Below are 16,844 nucleotides of genomic sequence, written 5' to 3'. Positions count from 1 at the left end.
GAAACGGAGTCGACATCGCCTTGCTTTTCCGCCATAAGCCGCGACTTCCGGCGCAATTGAACCTGCGCCTCCACCCGCACGACCCCTGATTTTCTTCAGGACGAGGCGGGAGAGGGCCTCTGTCGACGTGATCGTTCGCAGAGGTCGCCGTCTATGGGCGTTTCTCACGGAGGCGAAGGCCCAGGCGCATGAAAGGGTTTGAATGTTCGAGGCTCTGAACGAGCGGCTGACAGGCGTCTTCGACCGGATCACCGGCCGCGGCGCCCTGTCCGAAAAGGATGTCGAGGAGGCCCTGCGCGAGGTCCGCGTCGCCCTGCTCGAGGCCGACGTCGCCTTGCCGGTGGTCAAGGACTTCATCGCTCGCGCCAAGACGGCTGCGACCGGCGAAGAAGTCATCCGCGCGGTCAAGCCCGCCGATCAGGTGGTCAAGATCGTCTATGACGGCCTGGTCGACATGCTGGGCGGCGAAGAGCCTGTTCCGCTGAACACCAATGCGACCCCGCCCGCCGTCGTGCTGATGGCCGGTCTGCAGGGCTCGGGCAAGACGACGACCTCGGCCAAGCTGGCCCTGCGTCTGTCGAAGTTCGACAAGAAGAAGGTCATGATGGCCTCGCTGGACACGCGTCGTCCGGCGGCCATGGAGCAGCTGGCGACCCTGGGCCAGCAGATCGAGGTCGCGACCCTGCCCATCGTGGCGGGCGAGAGCGCGGTCCAGATCACCCGCCGCGCGCTTCAGTCGGCCAAGCTGCAGGGCTTCGACGTCCTGATCCTCGACACCGCCGGCCGCATCACCCTGGACGAAGGGCTGATGAATGAGGTGGCCGAGGTCGCCCAGATCGCCAAACCGGTTGAGACCCTGCTGGTCGCCGACAGCCTGACGGGTCAGGACGCGGTGCGCACCGCTAGCGCCTTCCACGAGCGCCTGCCGCTGACCGGCCTGATCCTGACCCGCGCCGACGGCGACGGGCGCGGCGGCGCCATGCTGTCGATGCGGGCCGTCACCGGCCTGCCGATCAAATATCTGGGCGCGGGCGAAAAGGTCGATGCGCTGGACGTCTTCGACGCCCGCCGCGTCGCCGGCCGCATCCTGGGGCAGGGGGACATCGTCGCCCTGGTCGAGAAGGCCGCGGGCGAGCTGGACCAGGCCAAGGCCGAGAAGATGGCCCGCAAGCTGGCCAAGGGTCAGTTCGATCTGGACGATCTGGCGGGCCAACTGAACCAGATGAAGAAGATGGGCGGTCTTCAGGGCATCATGGGCCTGTTGCCCGGCGTGGCCAAGCTGAAGAACCAGATGGCCGAGAACAACGTCTCGGACAAGATGATCGACCGTCAGCTGGCCGTCATCAACTCCATGACCAAGGCCGAGCGCAAGAAGCCGGACCTGCTGAACGCCAGCCGCAAGAAGCGCGTGGCCAAGGGCGCAGGCGTCGAGGTTCAGGACATCAACCGCCTGCTGAAACAGCACCGGCAGATGGCCGACATGGTCAAGTCGCTGTCCAAGGGCGGCGGCAAGAACCTGCAGAAGATGGCCTCCATGATGGGCGGCCTGCCCGGCATGGGGGCTGGTGGACTCGGGGGCGGTCCCGACATGAACCGCCTGAAGGCCCTGGGCGGCGGCAAGATGCCGGAACCTTCGGCCGATGAAATGAAAGCCATTCAGGACCGCCTTGCGGGCCTGGGCGGCGGACAACTTCCGGGGGGCCTTCCGGGTCTGCCGGGCTTCCCCAAAAAGAAATAACGACCTTCTAGAAAGAGACTGAAAATGCTGAAGATTCGTCTGGCCCGCGGCGGTGCCAAGAAGCGCCCCTACTACCACATCGTCATCGCTGACTCGCACAGCCCGCGCGACGGCAAGTTCATCGAGCGCGTCGGCAGCTACAACCCGATGCTGCCGAAGGACAGCGCCCAGCCGCGCGTCGTCCTGAAGGTCGAGCGCATCGGCGAATGGCTGGCCAAGGGCGCCCAGCCGACCGACCGCGTCGCTCGCTTCCTGTCGCAGGACGAGACCCTGGGCCAGAAGGTCAAGTGGGTCCAGGGCAACAACCCCAAGAAGGCCGAGCCGGGCAAGAAGGCCCAGGAACGCGCCGCCGAGCGCGCCCAGCGCGAAGCCGACCGCCTGGAAGCCGAAGCCGCCGCCAAGGCCGAGGCCGCTGAAGCCGCCGCCGCCGCCGCCGCCGCTCCGGCCGTGGAAGAAGCTCCGGCTGAAGAAGCCCCCGCTGCTGAAGTCGCCGCCGAGGCGACCGAAGAGCAGGCCTAAGCCTTATTGTTCATCCGGCCCCGGCCGGTTGAGACGGGAAAGCAGCGTCCTTCCGGGGCGCTGCTTTTCTGCTATCTGGACCCATCGCATCGGCAAACGGAGCCCGGCCATGAGCAGCGAAGACAGACTGATTCTGGTCGGCCAGATCGGCGGCGCCTTCGGCGTGAAGGGCGAGGTGCGGATCAGCGCCTATACCGCCGACGCCATGGCCCTGGTCGGCTATTCGCCGCTGCTCGGCGCCGACGGCAAGCCGGTGCTGACCCTGCTTTCGGCGCGACCGGACAAGGCCGGGGTGGTGGCGCGGGTCAAGGAGATCGCGACGAAGGAAGAGGCCGACGCCCGACGCGGCCAGAAGCTGTTCGTCACCCGCGACGCCTTGCCTGAGCCTGACGAAGACGAGTTCTACCTGACCGACCTGATCGGTCTGGAGGGGCGCGATCCGGCCGACGTGGTGCTGGGCAAGGTGAAGTCGGTCCAGAACTTCGGCGCCGACGACATGCTGGAGATCGCCCCGGCCGAGGGCGGTCCGACCTGGTACCTGCCCTTCACCCGCGAGGCGGCGCCCGAGCTGCACATCAGCGAGGGCTGGCTGCGCATCGTCCGCCCGACCGAAGTCAGCGAACGCGACGAAGACTGACGCACGGACATTCGCCGCATGGGCGGTTGCGGATGGCGGCGACGCCTCCAACATGAGCGGGACACCTCTTGTTGGAGCGCTCCATGGCCGATCTGTCCGCCTTTCCCGTCACCCGCCAGTTTCCGCCGCAGCATCCAGATCGGCTTCAGCTCTATTCCCTGCCGACTCCCAATGGGGTGAAAGTCTCCATCCTGCTGGAGGAGCTGGGCCTGCCCTATGAGGTCCATCTGGTCGACATCAGCAAGGACGAGACCTGGACGCCGGAGTTCCTGTCGCTGAATCCCAACGGCAAGATCCCGGCCATTATCGATCCGGACGGGCCCGGCGGGAAGCCGCTGCCCCTGTTCGAATCCGGCTCCATCCTGGTCTATCTGGCCGAAAAGGCGGGGCGGTTCCTGCCGACCGATCCGGCGGCGCGCTATGAGACCCTGCAGTGGGTCTTCTTCCAGATGGCGGCCATCGGCCCGATGTTCGGCCAGGTCGGCTTCTTCCACAAATATGCGGGCCGCGAGTTCGAGGACAAACGCCCGCGCGATCGCTACGTCGCGGAATCACGACGTCTGCTGGGCGTGCTGGAAGGGCGGCTGAAAGATCGCGCCTGGATCATGGGCGACGACTACACCATCGCCGACATCGCCATTCTGGGTTGGGTGCGCAATCTGGTCGAACACTATGGCGCGGGCGAACTGGTCGGCTACGCCGACTTCACGCACGTCGCGGCCTGGCTGGCGCGCGGCCTAGCGCGCCCGGCCGTGCAGCGGGGTCTGAACATCCCGGCGCGGCCGTAAGGCGAGAGTTGCGGGGGCGGGCGATGCGCCGCACCCCCGCGCAGGCTCAGATCTCTTCGGTCGGAGCGTCCGGCACGTATTTCTTGATCGACTCGATGGCGCGCTTGGCGCCGGACTTGTCGGAATAGCCTTCGGTCGAGAAGATGATCTCGGAGTTGTACTTGAATCGGACGCGGAACTCGCCCGCCTTGTCCTGATAGACTTCGAACTTGTGCGCCATGATCGCCTCGCTCTGACGGCCGCCAGTCGGCCAGAACGGAGGCTGCCACGGCCCCGCTCGGGCCGTAAAGGGCGCGAAATGTAAAAGGCGGCGAAGCGGCTCAGCCGCGCGAGGGAATCCAGCGCCGCGCCGCCAGGGCCAGGAAGCCGACCGCCAGGCCCCAGAAGGCCGAACCGACCCCGAACAGGGCCACGCCCGACGCCGTGGCGGCGAAGGTCAGGACGGCGGCCTCGCGATCCTTGACCTCGACCATCATGGCGCCCAGCGATCCGGTCAGGGGCGCGATCAGGGCCAGGCCGGTAATGGCGGCAAGCGCGCCGGTCGGCATGGCGATGAACAGACCCGCCAGCGGCGCCGCGAACAGGGCGACGACCAGATAGAACAGGCCATAGATCACCCCCACGGTCCAGCGTCTGGCGGCGTCGGGGTGGGCGTCAGGCCCGGTGCAGATGGCGGCGGTGATGGCGGCCAGATTGACGCCGTGCGCTCCGAAGGGGGCCAGAAGCGTGCTGGTCAGCCCGCCCCAGAAGATCAGCTTTCCGGCGGGCGGGGCGTAGCCGGCGGCCCTCAGCACCACCAGACCGGGCAGGTTCTGCGACGCCAGCGTCACCAGATACAGCGGCAGGGCCAGACTGACCGCCGCCTTCCAGTCGAAGGCGGGCATGACCGGCGACAGGGCGCCGAACAGGCCGGCGCCTTCGGGCAGGGCGACCTGGCCGCGCAGCGCCAGGACGGCGAAGGCGGCGACCAGAACGGCGGGCAGGGACCAGGCGGGCGCCAGCCTGCGCATGACCAGAAAGACCAGCAGCAGGCCCGCCGCCAGCGTCAGATCGGTCGGAAACACCAGGAACAGCTTGAGGCAGAAGGGCAGCAGCACCCCCGCCAGCATGGCCGAGGCGACGGCCGCCGGAATGCGCTCGGCCAGCCGCCCCAGAGCGGGGACCAAGCCGGTCAGCACCATCATCAGCCCGGCGATCACGAAGGCGCCGACGGCCGTCGACCAGCCGAGGCCGAGCGTCGAGGCGGCCAGCAGGGCCGCGCCCGGCGTCGACCAGGCCAGCACGACCGGCATCTTCAGCCGCCAGCTCAGCACCGCGCCGGGCAGGCCGATGCCCAGGCACAGGGCGGTGACCATGGAGATGATCTGGGCGGGCGTCGCCCCCATGGCCTGGCCGGCCTGCACCACCAGGGCGACCGTGCCGCCGAAGCCGACGACGGTCGCCACGGCGGCGGCCGAGAAGCTGGCGGCCACAATGCTGGGAGAAGGCGGCAGGCGGGACGAGCTCATGCCCTATGGCTTAGGCTGCGCCGCAACGCTTCGCAAAGGGGAACGGCGCCGTGCTGGCGTCGTTTGAGTCGTCATGTTGGACCACACCGGGATCATCGTTTCGGACCTGACGGCGGCCCGCCGCTTCTATGACGCCGTGGCGGAGGCTCTGGGTCTGCAGACCGCCAGCAATTCGCCGGAGTCCTTCCTGTTCGGCCACAGCGCCGAACAGCCCATTCCCTATCTGTGGATCGGGACCACGCGGCCGTCCTATTGGGTCGAGGGTTCGCGCGCTGGGTTGAACCAGATGCACGTCGCCTTCGTCGCGCGGGACAAGGCCATGGTCGAGGCCTTCCATCGGGCCGCCCTGGCGGCGGGCGGCCGCGACAACGGCGCGCCCGGCCCCCGCGAAGGGGCCGGGGACTATTACGGGGCCTTCGTGCTGGACCCCGACGGCAATAACATCGAGGCCTGCTGCCGGGGCGCTGCGGTCCGCTGAGGACTCAGCCTTCCATGTCGTCCGGCAGGCCGACGGCGTGGAAACCGGCGTCGACGTGGACGACCTCGCCCGTCGTCGAGCGGCCCAGGTCCGAGCACAGCCACAGGGCGGCGCCGGCGACGCCTTCCATCGAGGTCTCTTCCTTGATCAGCGAGAACTGCGCCGACTTGGAGTGCAGGCCGCGCCCGCCCGAAATGCCCGCCAGCGACAGGGTGCGCATGGCGCCTGCCGAGATGGCGTTGACGCGGATGCCCTTCGGCCCCAGGTCGCGCGCGATGTAGCGGGTCGCCGCTTCCAGGGCGGCCTTGGCCACGCCCATGGTGTTGTAGTTCGGAATGACCCGCTCGGACCCGAGGTAGGTCAGGGTGATCATCGAGCCGCCGTTGGGCATCAGCTTGGCCGAGCGCTTGGCCACGTCGACGAAGCTGAAGGCCGAGATGTTCATGGCCAGCAGGAAGCTGTCGCGGGTGGTGTTGTCGACGAAGGAGCCCTTCAGCTCGTCCTTGTTGGCGAAGGCCACCGAGTGGACGACGAAGTCGATCGTGCCGAATTCCTTCTCCAGCTCGGCGAAGGCGGCGTCCATGGAGGCGTCGTCGGTGACGTCGGCCTGGATCAGCAGCTTGGCGCCGACGCTTTCGGCCAGCGGGCGCACGCGGCGCTCAAGACCCTCGCCCAGATAGGTGAAGGCCAGCTCGGCGCCCTGGGCGGCCAGCTGCGAGGCGATGCCCCAGGCGATGGAGTTGGAGTTGGCCACCCCCATGATCAGGCCCTTCTTGCCCTTCATGAGGTCTCCGGTGGGCATGTCCCAGCCTTCGCTCGTCGCCATGGGTTCGTCTCCGTATCTAGAACTTGATCCGCCTTTTGGACGGGCGCGCGGCGGGTGACAAGCGCCCAGACCTCGGCTCGGGCTCAATCTGCGAAGCTGGCGTTTCTCCGCAGGCGGCCTAAGTTGAAGCCATGAGCTTCGACGTCGACAGTTCGAACGCGCAGCCGCAAGGCGCTTCCCCGTCGGGGCCGGTCTTCTTCGACCGCCGCGAGCTGGACCAGATGCTGCGGATCTATGGACGGATGGTGGCGGCGGGCGAATGGCGGGACTACGCCATGGCCGGAGGCAGGGACCACGCCGAGTTCGCCGTCTTTCGTCGCCACGGCGACGCGCCGCTCTACCGCATCGAGAAGCGCCCGGCGCTGCGCCTGAAACAGGGGCAGTGGGCGGTGATCGGCGAGGGCGGCCATGTGCTGAAGCGCGGCCGCGACCTCGCCCAGGTGCTGCGCGTCTTCGACAGCCGGCGCTTCACGGTGGTGGAGTAGGGCGGCGCCGGGTTTGCCGGTCGTCATTGAGGCAAAGAAAAAGGCCCCGACGTCGCCGTCGGAGCCTCGTTTTTTCTTGGCCTGCCGCCCTTCGAGCTGCTTGAGGCCCAGCGCTCAAGCCGGCCGTGACCGCGTCACGGCCGTCGCGCACCTGGAAAGCCCCTATTCGCGGCTGCCCATGAAGGCCAGCAGGAACTGGAACAGGTTGATGAAGTTGATGAACAGGCTCAGGGCGCCGAAGCCCGTGGCCACGCCCATGGCGTTCTTGTCGCCGCCGAGCGCGTAGTAGGTCATCTTCAGGCGCTGGGTGTCATAGGCGATCAGACCCGAGAAGATCAGCACGCCCGCGCCCGAGATCACCAGATACATCACGCCCGATTGCATGAACATGTTGACGATCGAGGCGATGATCAGGCCGATCACGCCCATGATCAGGAAGGTGCCCATGCCGCTCAGGTCCTTCTTGGTCGTGTAGCCGACCAGGCTCAGACCCGCGAAGGCGGCGGCCGTGACGAAGAAGGTCGAGGCCAGCGAACCGCCCGTATAGCGCAGGAACAGCACGCCCAGACCGGCGCCGATGGTGGCGACCACGGCCCAGTAGAGCATATTCACGCCCCGTGCCGTCGGGTTCTTCATGAAGAACATGGAGCCGAACAGCATGACCAGCGGCGAGAACTGGATGATCATGCCCAGCATGGTCAGGCCGACGCGACCGTCCGGCATGCGGGCGAACAGCAGTTGCTGCACCGCAGGAACGTTGCCGGTGACGTAGGCCAGGGCGCCGGCGACGACCAGGCCGATCGCCAGCTTGTTGTAGACGCCCAGCATGAAGGCGCGCAGGCCGGCGTCGACGGACATGTCCGCCGACTGCGGAAGCGGGCGCGCATAGCCGTTGTTGAAATCGCTCATCGCGAAAGAAGTCTCCCATGTGGCCGGAAATATCCCGACCCGTGGCTCAAATATCGGGACGCGGAGACGTCCATGCAAGAAAAACCGGACTTCCGGCCGCCGGTTCCGCCCGCTACCAAGGGTCGCATGTTGCGCCTGTTCACCGCCATCGCCATTCCCGAGGACGTCGCCGAGACCCTGGCGCGGCGCCAGTCCGGCCTGCCGGGCGCCCGCTGGCGGCCACTGGACGCCCTGCACGTCACCCTGGCCTTCTATGGCGAGGCGTCCGAGCGCACGGCCGACGATCTGGCGTCGGAACTGACCCGCGCCGAGGGCGGAGGGGCGTTCGAAGTCACCCTGAACGGCGTCGGCGCCTTCGGCGACGCCCATCGCAGCCACACCCTGTGGGCCGGGCTGGACCGGTCGGAGCCGCTGAACGTCCTGGCCGGGCGTTGCCGCGCGGCGGGCGAACGGGCGGGCGTCCCGCCTGAAAAGCGCGAATACCGCCCGCACGTCACCCTGGCCTATCTGAAGCCCCAGGCGAACCCGGACCGTATCGGCGCCTGGATCGCGGGGCACAACCTGTTGAAGTCGCCGCCGATCCGCGTGGATCGCTTCGGCCTCTATTCCAGCGTCCTGACCGGCGACGGCAGCGTCTACACCCTGGAACGCGAGTATCTGTTGTGATCGAACGCCCTGCTTCGCCTCTCGGTCCGACGCTGGAGACCGAGCGTCTGTTCCTGCGTCCGCCGACGCTGGATGATTTTCCACGCTGGGCCGAGTTTCAGGCCGACCCGGACACGACGCGTTTCATCGGCGGGCCGCAGTCGAAGCATCAGGTCTGGCGGACCATCGCCTCGGTCGCGGGCATGTGGGCCTTGCATGGCGAGGGCATGTTTTCGGTGATCGAAAAGGCGACCGGCCTGTGGATGGGCCGCATCGGGCCGCTGCATCCCTATGATTGGCCGGGCCGCGAGGTGGGCTGGAGCCTGCACCCCGACGCCACGGGCAAGGGCTATGCGATCGAGGCCGCCGTCGCGACCATGGACTACGCCTGCGACGTGCTGGACTGGGCGGACGTCATCCATTGCATCGACCCGGACAACCGGGCGTCGGAGAAGGTGGCGGAACGGCTGGGCTCGACCAATCGCGGACCGGCCGTCATGCCGCCGCCCTTCCATGAGCACGCCGTCAATCTGTGGGGCCAGACGCGGGATCAGTGGCGTCTGAACCGGCAGCGCTTGCGATAGGAACATAGGCGGAACATAAAGGCGAATGCCCGCCGCCGCGCTTCACCTCGAACTGGTCTTCAGCCGCCCCGAAACGACCCTGTCCGTCACGCGCGGGGCCGCCCGGCTGATGGCGGACATGGGGTATGCGCCCCTGCTGGAGGTCTGCCTGCCCAATGGACGGCGCGCCGACGTCATGGCCCTGGGGCCGAAGGGGGACATCGTCATCTGCGAGGTGAAGTCGGGGATCGACGACTATCGCGTCGACCGGAAGTGGCATGAGTACGGCCCCTTCTGCGACGCCTTCTATTTCGCCGTGGCGCCGGAGTTTCCTGAGGGCGTCCTGCCCGACGAACCGGGTCTGATCGTCGCTGACGGCTTCGGCGGGGCGGTGGTGCGCGAGGCGCCGACGACGCCCCTCGCCCCGGCGCGCCGCAAGGCCCTGACCCTAGCCTTCGCCCGCCTGGGCGCGCTCCGGACGATGCGGGAGTAGCGCCTTCTTTCACAAGGGGAGAAGGAGAAGAACAATGCGCTCAAGTCGCGAGCGACCGCGTCGCGAGCATAGCGCCCCACAATGAAGCGATAGGCGCAGCCTATCGCGGCGCGCGTTTGGCCAGGATGCGTTGCAGGGTGCGGCGGTGCATGCCCAGGCGACGGGCCGTCTCGGAGACGTTGTGGTCGCACAGCTCATAGACGCGCTGGATATGCTCCCAGCGCACCCGGTCGGCCGACATGGGGTTTTCCGGCGGCTCGGGCGCCTCGCCGGTGGACAGCAGGGCCTTGACCACGTCGTCGGCGTCGGCGGGCTTCTGGAGATAGTCGACGGCCCCGGCCTTGACCGCCGCGACGGCCGTGGCGATGGCGCCGTAGCCGGTCAGCATGACGATGCGGGCGTCCTCGCGCCGCTCGCGGATCATCTCGACCACCTTCAGGCCGTTGCCGTCCTCCAGCCGCATGTCCAGCACGGCGAAGGCCGGGACCGCCTGGCGCAGGGCGTCGTTCGCCTCGGCCACCGAGCCGGCGACGGTGACGGCGAACCCGCGGGATTCCAGCGCCCGCCCCAGACGGGTGCGCAGCGCCTGGTCGTCATCCAGCAGCAACAGGGATTTGTCGTCGAGGGCGGCGACTTGAGCGGCGACTTGGGGTTCGAGGTCGGACATGCGGTTCTCCTGCGGTTCAGGTCGTGCGTCATGGGCGCAGGGTCAAGGGCGAAGCCGAAGGCTGCGACATCAGGTTCCACCGGACTCCATGGCGGAAACCGGCGCCTCCAGCGCCTGTCGCGGCCAGCGGATGGAGACGCGGGCGCCCTTGGGCTGGCCCTTCTCGCCGTCTCCGGACCCGACCGAGACCTTGGCGCCGGTGCGTTCCAGCAGCGTGCGGGCGATGAAGAAGCCCAGGCCCATGCCGCCCTGGCTGGGGGCGATGGGGGCGGTGATCGGGGGCGGCGCCGCGCGGCGGCCGCGCCGGGCGGGGCGCGAGGCGGCGGCGATCTGGGCGGCCAGGGCGCGGCGGGCCTTGGCCTGGGGGCGGCTGGTCACATAGGGCTCGCCCAGGCGCGGCAGAATCTCGGAGGCGAAGCCGGGGCCGTCGTCCAGGATGTCGATCTCGATCCAGCCGGCGTCGACCACGGCGGTCAGCCGCACCTTGCGGGCGGCGAAGTCGGCGGCGTTCTCGACCAGGGTGGACAGGCCGTGGACGATCTCGGGCAGGCGGCGGACCCGCGGCACGGGGTGTCCGGGCGGCGCCTTGACGGCGATCTCGAAGTCCAGGTCGAAGCCCCGGTGCGGCTCGGCCACCTCTTCCAGCAGGGCCTTCAGGTCGATGTCGGCGAACAGGGGGTCGCCCTCTTCGGGCTGGGCCGACAGCTGCTTGAGAATGGCCCGGCAGCGTTCCGCTTGTTGCAGGATCAGGGCGGCGTCCTCGGCGGCCGGACTGTCGGCGGGAGCGTCGCGCAGCATCTCCTTGGCGACGACCTGGATGGTGGCCAGCGGCGTGCCCAGTTCATGGGCGGCGGCGGCGGCCAGGCCGCCCAGGGCCGCCAGTCTCTGCTCGCGCTGCAGAACGTCCTGGGTGGTGGCGAGGGCCAGCTCCAGCTTGTCGGCGTCGGCGGCCACCTTCCAGGCGTAGCCGGCGGTGAACAGCACCCCCGTCACCAGCGCCAGTCCCAGCCCCAGACGATAGAGGCCCGGCAGCTCCAGATGTTCGTGCAGCCGCCACGGCAAGGGCAGGGACCAGGAGAACAGGAAGCCCACGGCGATCAGGGCCATGACGCCCAGGATCACCGCCTGGCGCGCAGGCAGGGCGGCCGCCGCGATGGTCACCGGCGCCACCAGCAGCAGGCAGAAGGGGTTGGCCAGCCCCCCGGTCAGGGCCAGCAGGGTGGCCAGCTGCAGGATGTCGAAGCCGAGCTGGGCGGCGGTTCTCGGCCCGTCCGGCAGACTGCCGTCGATGCGCCGCGCCCGCGCCATGGTGGCCAGGTTCATCGCCACGCCGGCGCCGATCACGGTCAGGCATTCCCACAGGGGCAGAGGGAAATGCAGGGCGAAATAGGCCGTCAGGATCGCCGAGGTCTGGCCGATCACCGCCAGCCAGCGCAGCACGATCAGGGTGCGCAGCGACAGGCCGCGTCCGCGTCGAGGCAGCTCCGGCAGGCCGGCCAGCTCGCCTCCCGCTAGGGCCAGGAGGTGCGGCGAGGCGGGCGGCTGGACGTGCGGCGGAATGGGGGCTTCTGTAGGGCTCACCCCTCTTCTATAGACCGGGCGCAGGGCGGCTGCACGGTTCGCCGTGTCGCGCCTGCCGAATGACCCTTCCGCCGAGGAGACGCCATGCCCCGCCGTCCCGTGATCCTGTTCGCCGCCGCCTGCGCGGTCATCGCCCTGGCGCTGGGCCTGATCACCATGGTGGTGGTCGGCGGTCGCCAGCAGGCGGCCCAGACGACGGACGCCGCGACGGGCCAGCCTCTGGTCGGCGGTCCCTTCACCCTGACCGATCAGGACGGCCAGGTCGTCGATCAGTCAATTCTGGAAGGCAAGTGGAGCCTGGTCTTCTTCGGCTTCACCTACTGCCCCGATTACTGCCCCACGACGCTTGGCGTGCTGAACGCCGTGCAGGAGCGGATGGGCGACAAGGCCAGGGATCTGCAGATCGTCTTCATCAGCATCGACCCCGAGCGCGACACGCCGCAGATGCTGAAGGACTATCTGTCCTCGGACGGCTTCCCGGATGGCGTCATCGGCCTGACCGGCACGCCGGAACAGGTGGCCCAGGTCGCCAGGGAGTACCGCGCCTTCTATCAGAAGGTCGGCGAGGGCGAGGGCTACACCATGAATCACGGCCTGACCGTCTATCTGATGGGGCCGGACGGCCAGTTCCGCAGCGCCGTCGCCCACGACCTGGGCCCCAGCCGCACGGCGACCCTGATCGAAAATGCGATGGAGAAGGGCTGATCACCTTTCCCTGAACGAAGCGCGGCCGGTCTTTTTTGCGGCGCAGCACCCTGTATGATCGGCGTTCCGCATCGGCGGGGGCCGCAGTCGGGGTTTCATGCTCTACGCTTTTCACGAGCTCGCCTATCATTCGGCGACGCCGTTCCGGATCGGGGCTCAGATGGCCCGCCAGTTCTGGACCTCTCCATTCAATCCGGCGTCGGATACGGCGATCGGCCGCACCGCCTACGCCTCGGCTGAGGTGTTCGAAAGTCTGACGCGTCGCTACGGCAAGCCCGACTGGGGTCTGGAGACGATCGAGATCGACGGCAAGGCCGTCCGCACCACCGAACAGGTCGTCTGGTCCTCGCCCTGGTGCCGTCTGGTGCGGTTCGCCCGCAACATCGGCGACCTGAAACGCGCGGGCCGACCCGCCGCCGCGCCCGCCGTGGTGATCGTGGCCCCGCTGTCGGGCCACTACGCCACCCTGCTGCGCGGCACGGTCGAGACCTTCCTTCAGGACCACGACGTCTATGTCACCGACTGGGCCAACGCGCGCCAGGTGCCGATGCTGGAAGGGCGGTTCGACTTCAACGACTACATCGACCATGTGCGCGCCATGCTGGCGGCGGTCGGGCCGCGCGCCCACGTCGTCGGCGTCTGCCAGCCGGGGCCGCCGGTGCTGGCGGCCTGCGCGGTGATGGCGGCCGAGAACTACCCGAACCGGCCCGCCTCCATGACCTTCATGGGCTCGCCCATCGACGCCCGCCTGTCGCCGACGGTGACGAACCAGCTGGCCGAGGAAAAGCCCTTCACCTGGTTCAAGTCGAACATGATCCACACCGTGCCCTGGCCCTATCCGGGCGTCGGGCGGCGGGTCTATCCGGGCTTCGTCCAGCTCTACAGCTTCATGTCGATGAACGAGGACAAGCACGTTGACGCCCATCGCCGCTATTTCGAGGATCTGGTGGCGGGCGACGGCGACGGGGTCGAGAAGCACGAGCAGTTCTATGACGAGTATCTGTCGGTTCTGGATCTGACCGAGGAATTCTATCTCCAGACCATCGACATCGTCTTCCAGCAGCACCTGCTGCCGCGCGGCCTGCTGGAGCATCGCGGCAAGCCGGTGGACCTCAGCGCCATCACGGACATCGGTCTGGCCACCATCGAGGGCGAGATGGACGACATCTCCGGCGTCGGCCAGACCCAGGCGGCGCACGGCCTGACGCCCAACATTCCCGACGATCGTCGCCTGCTCTACGTCCAGCCCAAGGTCGGTCACTACGGCGTATTCAACGGCCGCCGGTTCCGCGAGGAGATCTATCCGCGCGTGCGCGATTTCATCGCCAGCAATGAAGCTATCAGTGTCGTACCGGAACGGTCAGCGTCTGCCGCTTGAGGGCGGCGGCGCCCTGAGGCTGTCGGTCAATCCGCGCGCGCGTCGGCTGTCGATCCGCATCGACGCCCGCGCGGGCGAGGCCGTGGCCGTGGCCCCCAGCGAGCGGCGCCTGGGCGAAGTCGTGGCCTTCGCCCGCACCAAGGCCGAATGGATCGCCGAACGGCTGTCCGCGCGGGCCGAGACCCTGGCGTTTGCGCCGGGCGCCGAGGTGAGCTGGCAGGGGCGTCCCTTGCGGCTGGAGGCGACGGGGGGCGCAGGCGCGGCGCGCCTGGTCGAAACGGCCGAGGGGCCGGTGCTGCGCTCGGGCGGAGAGGGCGAGGCCTTCTCACGACGCATCGAGAACTGGTTCCGTCGCGCCGCACGCGACTTCCTGGTCGAGCGGACCGAGGTTCACCTCAAGGCTCTGGGCCAGAAGCCGGTGAAGGTGTCCATCGTCGACACTCGCTCGCGCTGGGGCTCGTGCAGTCCGCACAACCGCTCGATCCGCTATTCCTGGCGCGTCATCATGGCCCCGCCCGCCGTGGCCGACTACCTGGCCGCGCACGAGGTCGCCCACCTGGTCCACGCCGACCACAGCCCGGCCTATTGGGCGGTGGTGGCCCGTCTGGTCGGGGATCATCGCCCGCACCGACGCTGGCTGCGCGAGCATGGCGCGGCGCTTCACGCGGTGGGCTAAATCCTTCTCCCCCTGTGGGAGAAGGTGGCTCGCGTAGCGAGACGGATGAGGGGTCTGGCTACCTCATCCCATCTGGCGGTTTCTTCTGTTGGAGAAACCCCTCATCCGGCCCTGACGGGCCACCTTCTCCCACAAGGGGAGAAGGATAAGGTCAGAAGAACAAGGCGTCGGGCTGGCGTTGCTGTTGGGGAGCGGGTCGCGTCGCCGGGGGCTGTTGCGGCTGGGCCGCCTGCGGGACCTGGCCATCGATGACCACGGGCGGTTGGGCGTCGTCGTAGGGAACGGCCGTGGCGTAGGGGTCCTCGACCTGGCCCATCAGGTCGCCGACGGGGTCGGGCGGGATCCAACCCTCGGGCAGGGGCGGGCCGTTGGGGATGGCCTGGACCGCCAGACGCGGCAGGGCCGCCTCCATGAAGCCGCGCCAGATGGCGGCGGGCGAAGAGCCGCCGGTGACGCGGGCCATCGGCTTGTTGTCGTCCTTGCCGACCCAGACGGCGGCGACGAAGCCGCCCGTGTAGCCGACGAACCAGGCGTCCTTGTAGTCCGAGGTGGTGCCGGTCTTGCCCGCGATGTCGCGCCCGCCGATGGCGGCCGAACGACCGCTGCCCGAGGTGATCACCCCGCGCAGCATCTGGTTCATGTAGTAGAGCGGCGGATTGTTGATGGCCTGGCCGCCTTCGGACGGGCCGTGGGTGTAGATCACCCGCCCGGACGGGGTGCGGATGCGGCTGATGCCGTAGGCGTCGACGCGGCGGCCGCCGTTGGCGAAGGCGTCATAGGCCTGGGCCATCTCCAGCGGGCTGACTTCGACGGCGCCCAGGGCCATGGAGGGCTGCAGGCCGATCTCGCTGCTGATCCCGAGGCGACGGGCGGCGCGAGCCACGCTGTCGCGCCCGACCTGGTCGGCGACATAGGCGGCGACGGTGTTGGTCGACTGGGCCACGGCCTGGGCCAGGGTCATCTGGCCCGAGAAGCGGCCCGAGTAGTTGCGCGGCGACCAGCCGCCGATGGTCACCGGCTGGTCCACCACCGGGGTCTCGGGCGTATAGCCGGCCTCGACCGCCGCCAGATAGACGAAGGGCTTCCAGGCCGAGCCCGCCTGGCGGCGGGCGTCGACGGCGCGGTTGAACTGGCTGTCGCCATACGACGAACCGCCGATCATGGCGCGCACCCGACCGTCGCCGTCCAGGGCGACCAGGGCCGCCTGCTCGACGCCCTTGCCCTTGTCGCGGTCCAGAATGCGGCGCACGGCGCGCTCGGCGTCGGTCTGCAGCGTCAGGTCCAGGGTGGTTTCGACCACCAGGTCCTCGGTCGGCTCGCCGACCAGGCCGCGGATCTGCTTGTCGAGCCAGTCGATGAAGTACTGGGCGTGCTGACTGGCCAGCGTCTTGGACACCCGCACCGGCTCGGCCACGGCGGCGTCGCGCTGAGCGCGGGTGATGGCGCCGACCTCGACCATTTCGTTCAGAACGACGTTGGCGCGGGCGGCGGCGCGCTCGCTCTCCGACACCGGCGAATAGCGCGAGGGCGCCTTCAGCAGACCCGCCAGCAGGGCCGCCTCGCCGACCGTCAGCTTGTCGGCGCTCTTGTCGAAATAGCGCTGCGAGGCGGATTCGATGCCATAGGCGCCGGCGCCGAAATAGACGCGGTTCAGATAGAGGGCGAGGATCTCCTTCTTGGAGAACTTCATTTCCAGCCACACGGCCAGCATCAGCTCCTGGACCTTGCGCTTCATGTTCTGATCGGGCGTCAGGAACAGGTTCTTGGCCAGCTGCTGGGTGATGGTCGAACCGCCCTGGACCACGCGCCCGGCCTTCAGGTTCGAGGCCATGGCGCGGCTCATGCCGATCGGGTCGAAACCGGGGTGGTGGTAGAAGCGGCGGTCCTCGATGGCCACGAAGGCGGCCGGGACGTAGTCGGGCAGGGCGTCCAGATCGACGGGCGGCGCCATCTGGGTGCCGCGCACTGCGATCAGGGCGCCGGAGCGGTCCAGATAGGTGATCGAGGGCTGGCGATCGACCTCATACAGACTGGAGGTGTCGGGCAGGTCGCGCGCGAAGACGGCGAAGAAGACGACGCCGAAGATCAGACCCCAGACGGCCAGAACCGCGCCCCAGTAGAAGAGACGGCCCATGAAGGTGCGACGCGGTTTTCCTCCGCCCTGATCGTTCCCGTCGGGTCCGCGGTCCTTGCGCGCCATGAACATCCCTCTATGCCAGCGGCGCGAACCCTAGACCATTTTCGGTTC

The 16,844-nt window shown here is 68.5% G+C and carries 19 protein-coding genes; 12 read left to right on the top strand and 7 right to left on the bottom strand.

Annotated elements, in window-relative coordinates; genetic code table 11:
* The first annotated feature begins 202 nt into the window (after positions 1 to 202).
* From ffh to ACWIDZ_RS06130, 4 genes are all read left to right on the top strand, one after another.
* Positions 203 to 1,738 carry a signal recognition particle protein gene (ffh, locus tag ACWIDZ_RS06145; protein ID WP_453988252.1) on the top strand — a complete coding sequence of 512 codons (1,536 nt, stop codon included), beginning with the start codon at positions 203 to 205 and terminating at the stop codon, positions 1,736 to 1,738.
* Positions 1,739 to 1,762: 24 nt separating this feature from the next.
* Positions 1,763 to 2,257 carry a 30S ribosomal protein S16 gene (gene rpsP, locus ACWIDZ_RS06140; RefSeq protein ID WP_291780095.1) on the top strand — a complete coding sequence of 165 codons (495 nt, stop codon included), beginning with the start codon at positions 1,763 to 1,765 and terminating at the stop codon, positions 2,255 to 2,257.
* 109 nt (positions 2,258 to 2,366) lie between these two features.
* The gene (gene rimM / locus ACWIDZ_RS06135; protein ID WP_453988253.1) at positions 2,367 to 2,894 is read left to right on the top strand and encodes a ribosome maturation factor RimM; all 528 of its coding nucleotides are present in this window, start codon (positions 2,367 to 2,369) and stop codon (positions 2,892 to 2,894) included.
* 83 nt (positions 2,895 to 2,977) lie between these two features.
* Complete coding sequence (locus ACWIDZ_RS06130; protein ID WP_453988254.1) at positions 2,978 to 3,682, top strand: glutathione S-transferase N-terminal domain-containing protein; 705 nt, start codon at positions 2,978 to 2,980, stop codon at positions 3,680 to 3,682.
* Between the two features lie 46 nt (positions 3,683 to 3,728).
* Here the strand turns inward: ACWIDZ_RS06130 and ACWIDZ_RS06125 are convergent, their stop codons facing one another.
* Both ACWIDZ_RS06125 and ACWIDZ_RS06120 read right to left on the bottom strand, forming a co-directional pair.
* The gene (locus tag ACWIDZ_RS06125) at positions 3,729 to 3,902 is read right to left on the bottom strand and encodes a YegP family protein (protein WP_286952237.1); all 174 of its coding nucleotides are present in this window, start codon (positions 3,900 to 3,902) and stop codon (positions 3,729 to 3,731) included.
* A gap of 100 nt (positions 3,903 to 4,002) precedes the next feature.
* Positions 4,003 to 5,190 carry a benzoate/H(+) symporter BenE family transporter gene (locus tag ACWIDZ_RS06120; protein WP_453988255.1) on the bottom strand — a complete coding sequence of 396 codons (1,188 nt, stop codon included), beginning with the start codon at positions 5,188 to 5,190 and terminating at the stop codon, positions 4,003 to 4,005.
* Between the two features lie 73 nt (positions 5,191 to 5,263).
* On the opposite strand from ACWIDZ_RS06120, the gene ACWIDZ_RS06115 reads away from it, so the two are divergent.
* Positions 5,264 to 5,668 carry a VOC family protein gene (locus ACWIDZ_RS06115; protein ID WP_338577657.1) on the top strand — a complete coding sequence of 135 codons (405 nt, stop codon included), beginning with the start codon at positions 5,264 to 5,266 and terminating at the stop codon, positions 5,666 to 5,668.
* Between the two features lie 4 nt (positions 5,669 to 5,672).
* On the opposite strand, the gene ACWIDZ_RS06110 is transcribed toward ACWIDZ_RS06115, so the two are convergent.
* A complete protein-coding gene (locus ACWIDZ_RS06110; RefSeq protein WP_291781187.1) occupies positions 5,673 to 6,470 on the bottom strand; it encodes an enoyl-ACP reductase FabI in 798 nt (265 codons plus the stop codon).
* 155 nt (positions 6,471 to 6,625) lie between these two features.
* On the opposite strand from ACWIDZ_RS06110, the gene ACWIDZ_RS06105 reads away from it, so the two are divergent.
* Positions 6,626 to 6,979, top strand: coding sequence for a DUF2794 domain-containing protein (locus tag ACWIDZ_RS06105; RefSeq protein WP_291780072.1), 354 nt, complete (start codon positions 6,626 to 6,628; stop codon positions 6,977 to 6,979).
* Positions 6,980 to 7,141: 162 nt separating this feature from the next.
* Here ACWIDZ_RS06105 and ACWIDZ_RS06100 read toward each other — a convergent pair whose 3' ends face one another.
* Positions 7,142 to 7,888: a Bax inhibitor-1/YccA family protein gene (locus ACWIDZ_RS06100; protein WP_346485503.1), complete on the bottom strand. Its 747-nt coding sequence runs from the start codon at positions 7,886 to 7,888 to the stop codon at positions 7,142 to 7,144.
* Between the two features lie 126 nt (positions 7,889 to 8,014).
* Here ACWIDZ_RS06100 and thpR point away from each other — a divergent pair, with 126 nt between their 5' ends.
* Genes thpR through mmcB form a run of 3 tightly spaced genes read left to right on the top strand, consistent with a single transcriptional unit; the run spans position 8,015 to position 9,589 of the window.
* On the top strand, positions 8,015 to 8,554 hold the full coding sequence (thpR, locus tag ACWIDZ_RS06095; protein ID WP_338578655.1) for an RNA 2',3'-cyclic phosphodiesterase: 540 nt from the start codon (positions 8,015 to 8,017) through the stop codon (positions 8,552 to 8,554).
* Positions 8,551 to 9,117, top strand: coding sequence for a GNAT family N-acetyltransferase (locus ACWIDZ_RS06090; RefSeq protein WP_291780065.1), 567 nt, complete (start codon positions 8,551 to 8,553; stop codon positions 9,115 to 9,117). The genes thpR and ACWIDZ_RS06090 overlap by 4 nt, the downstream gene beginning before the upstream one ends.
* 25 nt (positions 9,118 to 9,142) lie before the next feature.
* A complete protein-coding gene (mmcB, locus tag ACWIDZ_RS06085) occupies positions 9,143 to 9,589 on the top strand; it encodes a DNA repair putative endonuclease MmcB (protein WP_453988256.1) in 447 nt (148 codons plus the stop codon).
* Positions 9,590 to 9,689: 100 nt separating this feature from the next.
* On the opposite strand, the gene ACWIDZ_RS06080 is transcribed toward mmcB, so the two are convergent.
* Positions 9,690 to 10,256, bottom strand: a complete 567-nt coding sequence (locus ACWIDZ_RS06080; protein WP_291780060.1) for an ActR/PrrA/RegA family redox response regulator transcription factor — start codon at positions 10,254 to 10,256, stop codon at positions 9,690 to 9,692.
* A gap of 69 nt (positions 10,257 to 10,325) precedes the next feature.
* Positions 10,326 to 11,837: an ActS/PrrB/RegB family redox-sensitive histidine kinase gene (locus tag ACWIDZ_RS06075; protein ID WP_453988258.1), complete on the bottom strand. Its 1,512-nt coding sequence runs from the start codon at positions 11,835 to 11,837 to the stop codon at positions 10,326 to 10,328.
* Between the two features lie 84 nt (positions 11,838 to 11,921).
* Here ACWIDZ_RS06075 and ACWIDZ_RS06070 point away from each other — a divergent pair, with 84 nt between their 5' ends.
* The 3 genes from ACWIDZ_RS06070 (at position 11,922) to ACWIDZ_RS06060 (ending at position 14,596) form a co-directional block, all read left to right on the top strand.
* Positions 11,922 to 12,542: an SCO family protein gene (locus tag ACWIDZ_RS06070; RefSeq protein WP_453988259.1), complete on the top strand. Its 621-nt coding sequence runs from the start codon at positions 11,922 to 11,924 to the stop codon at positions 12,540 to 12,542.
* A 97-nt stretch (positions 12,543 to 12,639) separates the two neighbouring features.
* On the top strand, positions 12,640 to 13,920 hold the full coding sequence (locus ACWIDZ_RS06065; protein ID WP_453988260.1) for a polyhydroxyalkanoate depolymerase: 1,281 nt from the start codon (positions 12,640 to 12,642) through the stop codon (positions 13,918 to 13,920).
* Positions 13,886 to 14,596: a M48 family metallopeptidase gene (locus ACWIDZ_RS06060; protein ID WP_453988261.1), complete on the top strand. Its 711-nt coding sequence runs from the start codon at positions 13,886 to 13,888 to the stop codon at positions 14,594 to 14,596. Before ACWIDZ_RS06065 ends, ACWIDZ_RS06060 begins: the two co-directional genes overlap by 35 nt.
* A gap of 151 nt (positions 14,597 to 14,747) precedes the next feature.
* Here ACWIDZ_RS06060 and ACWIDZ_RS06055 read toward each other — a convergent pair whose 3' ends face one another.
* On the bottom strand, positions 14,748 to 16,802 hold the full coding sequence (locus tag ACWIDZ_RS06055; RefSeq protein WP_453988262.1) for a transglycosylase domain-containing protein: 2,055 nt from the start codon (positions 16,800 to 16,802) through the stop codon (positions 14,748 to 14,750).
* Positions 16,803 to 16,844: the final 42 nt, after the last annotated feature.

This window comes from Brevundimonas sp. NPDC055311 (assembly GCF_053645695.1).
This window is presented reverse-complemented; position numbering and strand designations above follow the sequence as displayed.

What these genes read in the sequence shown, in the direction of transcription:
- ACWIDZ_RS06115 (WP_338577657.1), top strand. Translation starts at nt 5,264, where the DNA reads ATGTTGGACCACACCGGGATCATCGTTTCGGACCTGACGGCGGCCCGC.
- ACWIDZ_RS06130 (WP_453988254.1), top strand. Translation starts at nt 2,978, where the DNA reads ATGGCCGATCTGTCCGCCTTTCCCGTCACCCGCCAGTTTCCGCCGCAG.
- rimM (WP_453988253.1), top strand. Translation starts at nt 2,367, where the DNA reads ATGAGCAGCGAAGACAGACTGATTCTGGTCGGCCAGATCGGCGGCGCC.
- ACWIDZ_RS06065 (WP_453988260.1), top strand. Translation starts at nt 12,640, where the DNA reads ATGCTCTACGCTTTTCACGAGCTCGCCTATCATTCGGCGACGCCGTTC.
- ACWIDZ_RS06055 (WP_453988262.1), bottom strand. Translation starts at nt 16,802, where the DNA reads ATGTTCATGGCGCGCAAGGACCGCGGACCCGACGGGAACGATCAGGGC.
- ACWIDZ_RS06105 (WP_291780072.1), top strand. Translation starts at nt 6,626, where the DNA reads ATGAGCTTCGACGTCGACAGTTCGAACGCGCAGCCGCAAGGCGCTTCC.
- ACWIDZ_RS06070 (WP_453988259.1), top strand. Translation starts at nt 11,922, where the DNA reads ATGCCCCGCCGTCCCGTGATCCTGTTCGCCGCCGCCTGCGCGGTCATC.
- ACWIDZ_RS06110 (WP_291781187.1), bottom strand. Translation starts at nt 6,470, where the DNA reads ATGCCCACCGGAGACCTCATGAAGGGCAAGAAGGGCCTGATCATGGGG.
- ffh (WP_453988252.1), top strand. Translation starts at nt 203, where the DNA reads ATGTTCGAGGCTCTGAACGAGCGGCTGACAGGCGTCTTCGACCGGATC.
- mmcB (WP_453988256.1), top strand. Translation starts at nt 9,143, where the DNA reads ATGCCCGCCGCCGCGCTTCACCTCGAACTGGTCTTCAGCCGCCCCGAA.
- rpsP (WP_291780095.1), top strand. Translation starts at nt 1,763, where the DNA reads ATGCTGAAGATTCGTCTGGCCCGCGGCGGTGCCAAGAAGCGCCCCTAC.
- ACWIDZ_RS06125 (WP_286952237.1), bottom strand. Translation starts at nt 3,902, where the DNA reads ATGGCGCACAAGTTCGAAGTCTATCAGGACAAGGCGGGCGAGTTCCGC.
- ACWIDZ_RS06080 (WP_291780060.1), bottom strand. Translation starts at nt 10,256, where the DNA reads ATGTCCGACCTCGAACCCCAAGTCGCCGCTCAAGTCGCCGCCCTCGAC.
- ACWIDZ_RS06120 (WP_453988255.1), bottom strand. Translation starts at nt 5,190, where the DNA reads ATGAGCTCGTCCCGCCTGCCGCCTTCTCCCAGCATTGTGGCCGCCAGC.
- ACWIDZ_RS06100 (WP_346485503.1), bottom strand. Translation starts at nt 7,888, where the DNA reads ATGAGCGATTTCAACAACGGCTATGCGCGCCCGCTTCCGCAGTCGGCG.
- thpR (WP_338578655.1), top strand. Translation starts at nt 8,015, where the DNA reads ATGTTGCGCCTGTTCACCGCCATCGCCATTCCCGAGGACGTCGCCGAG.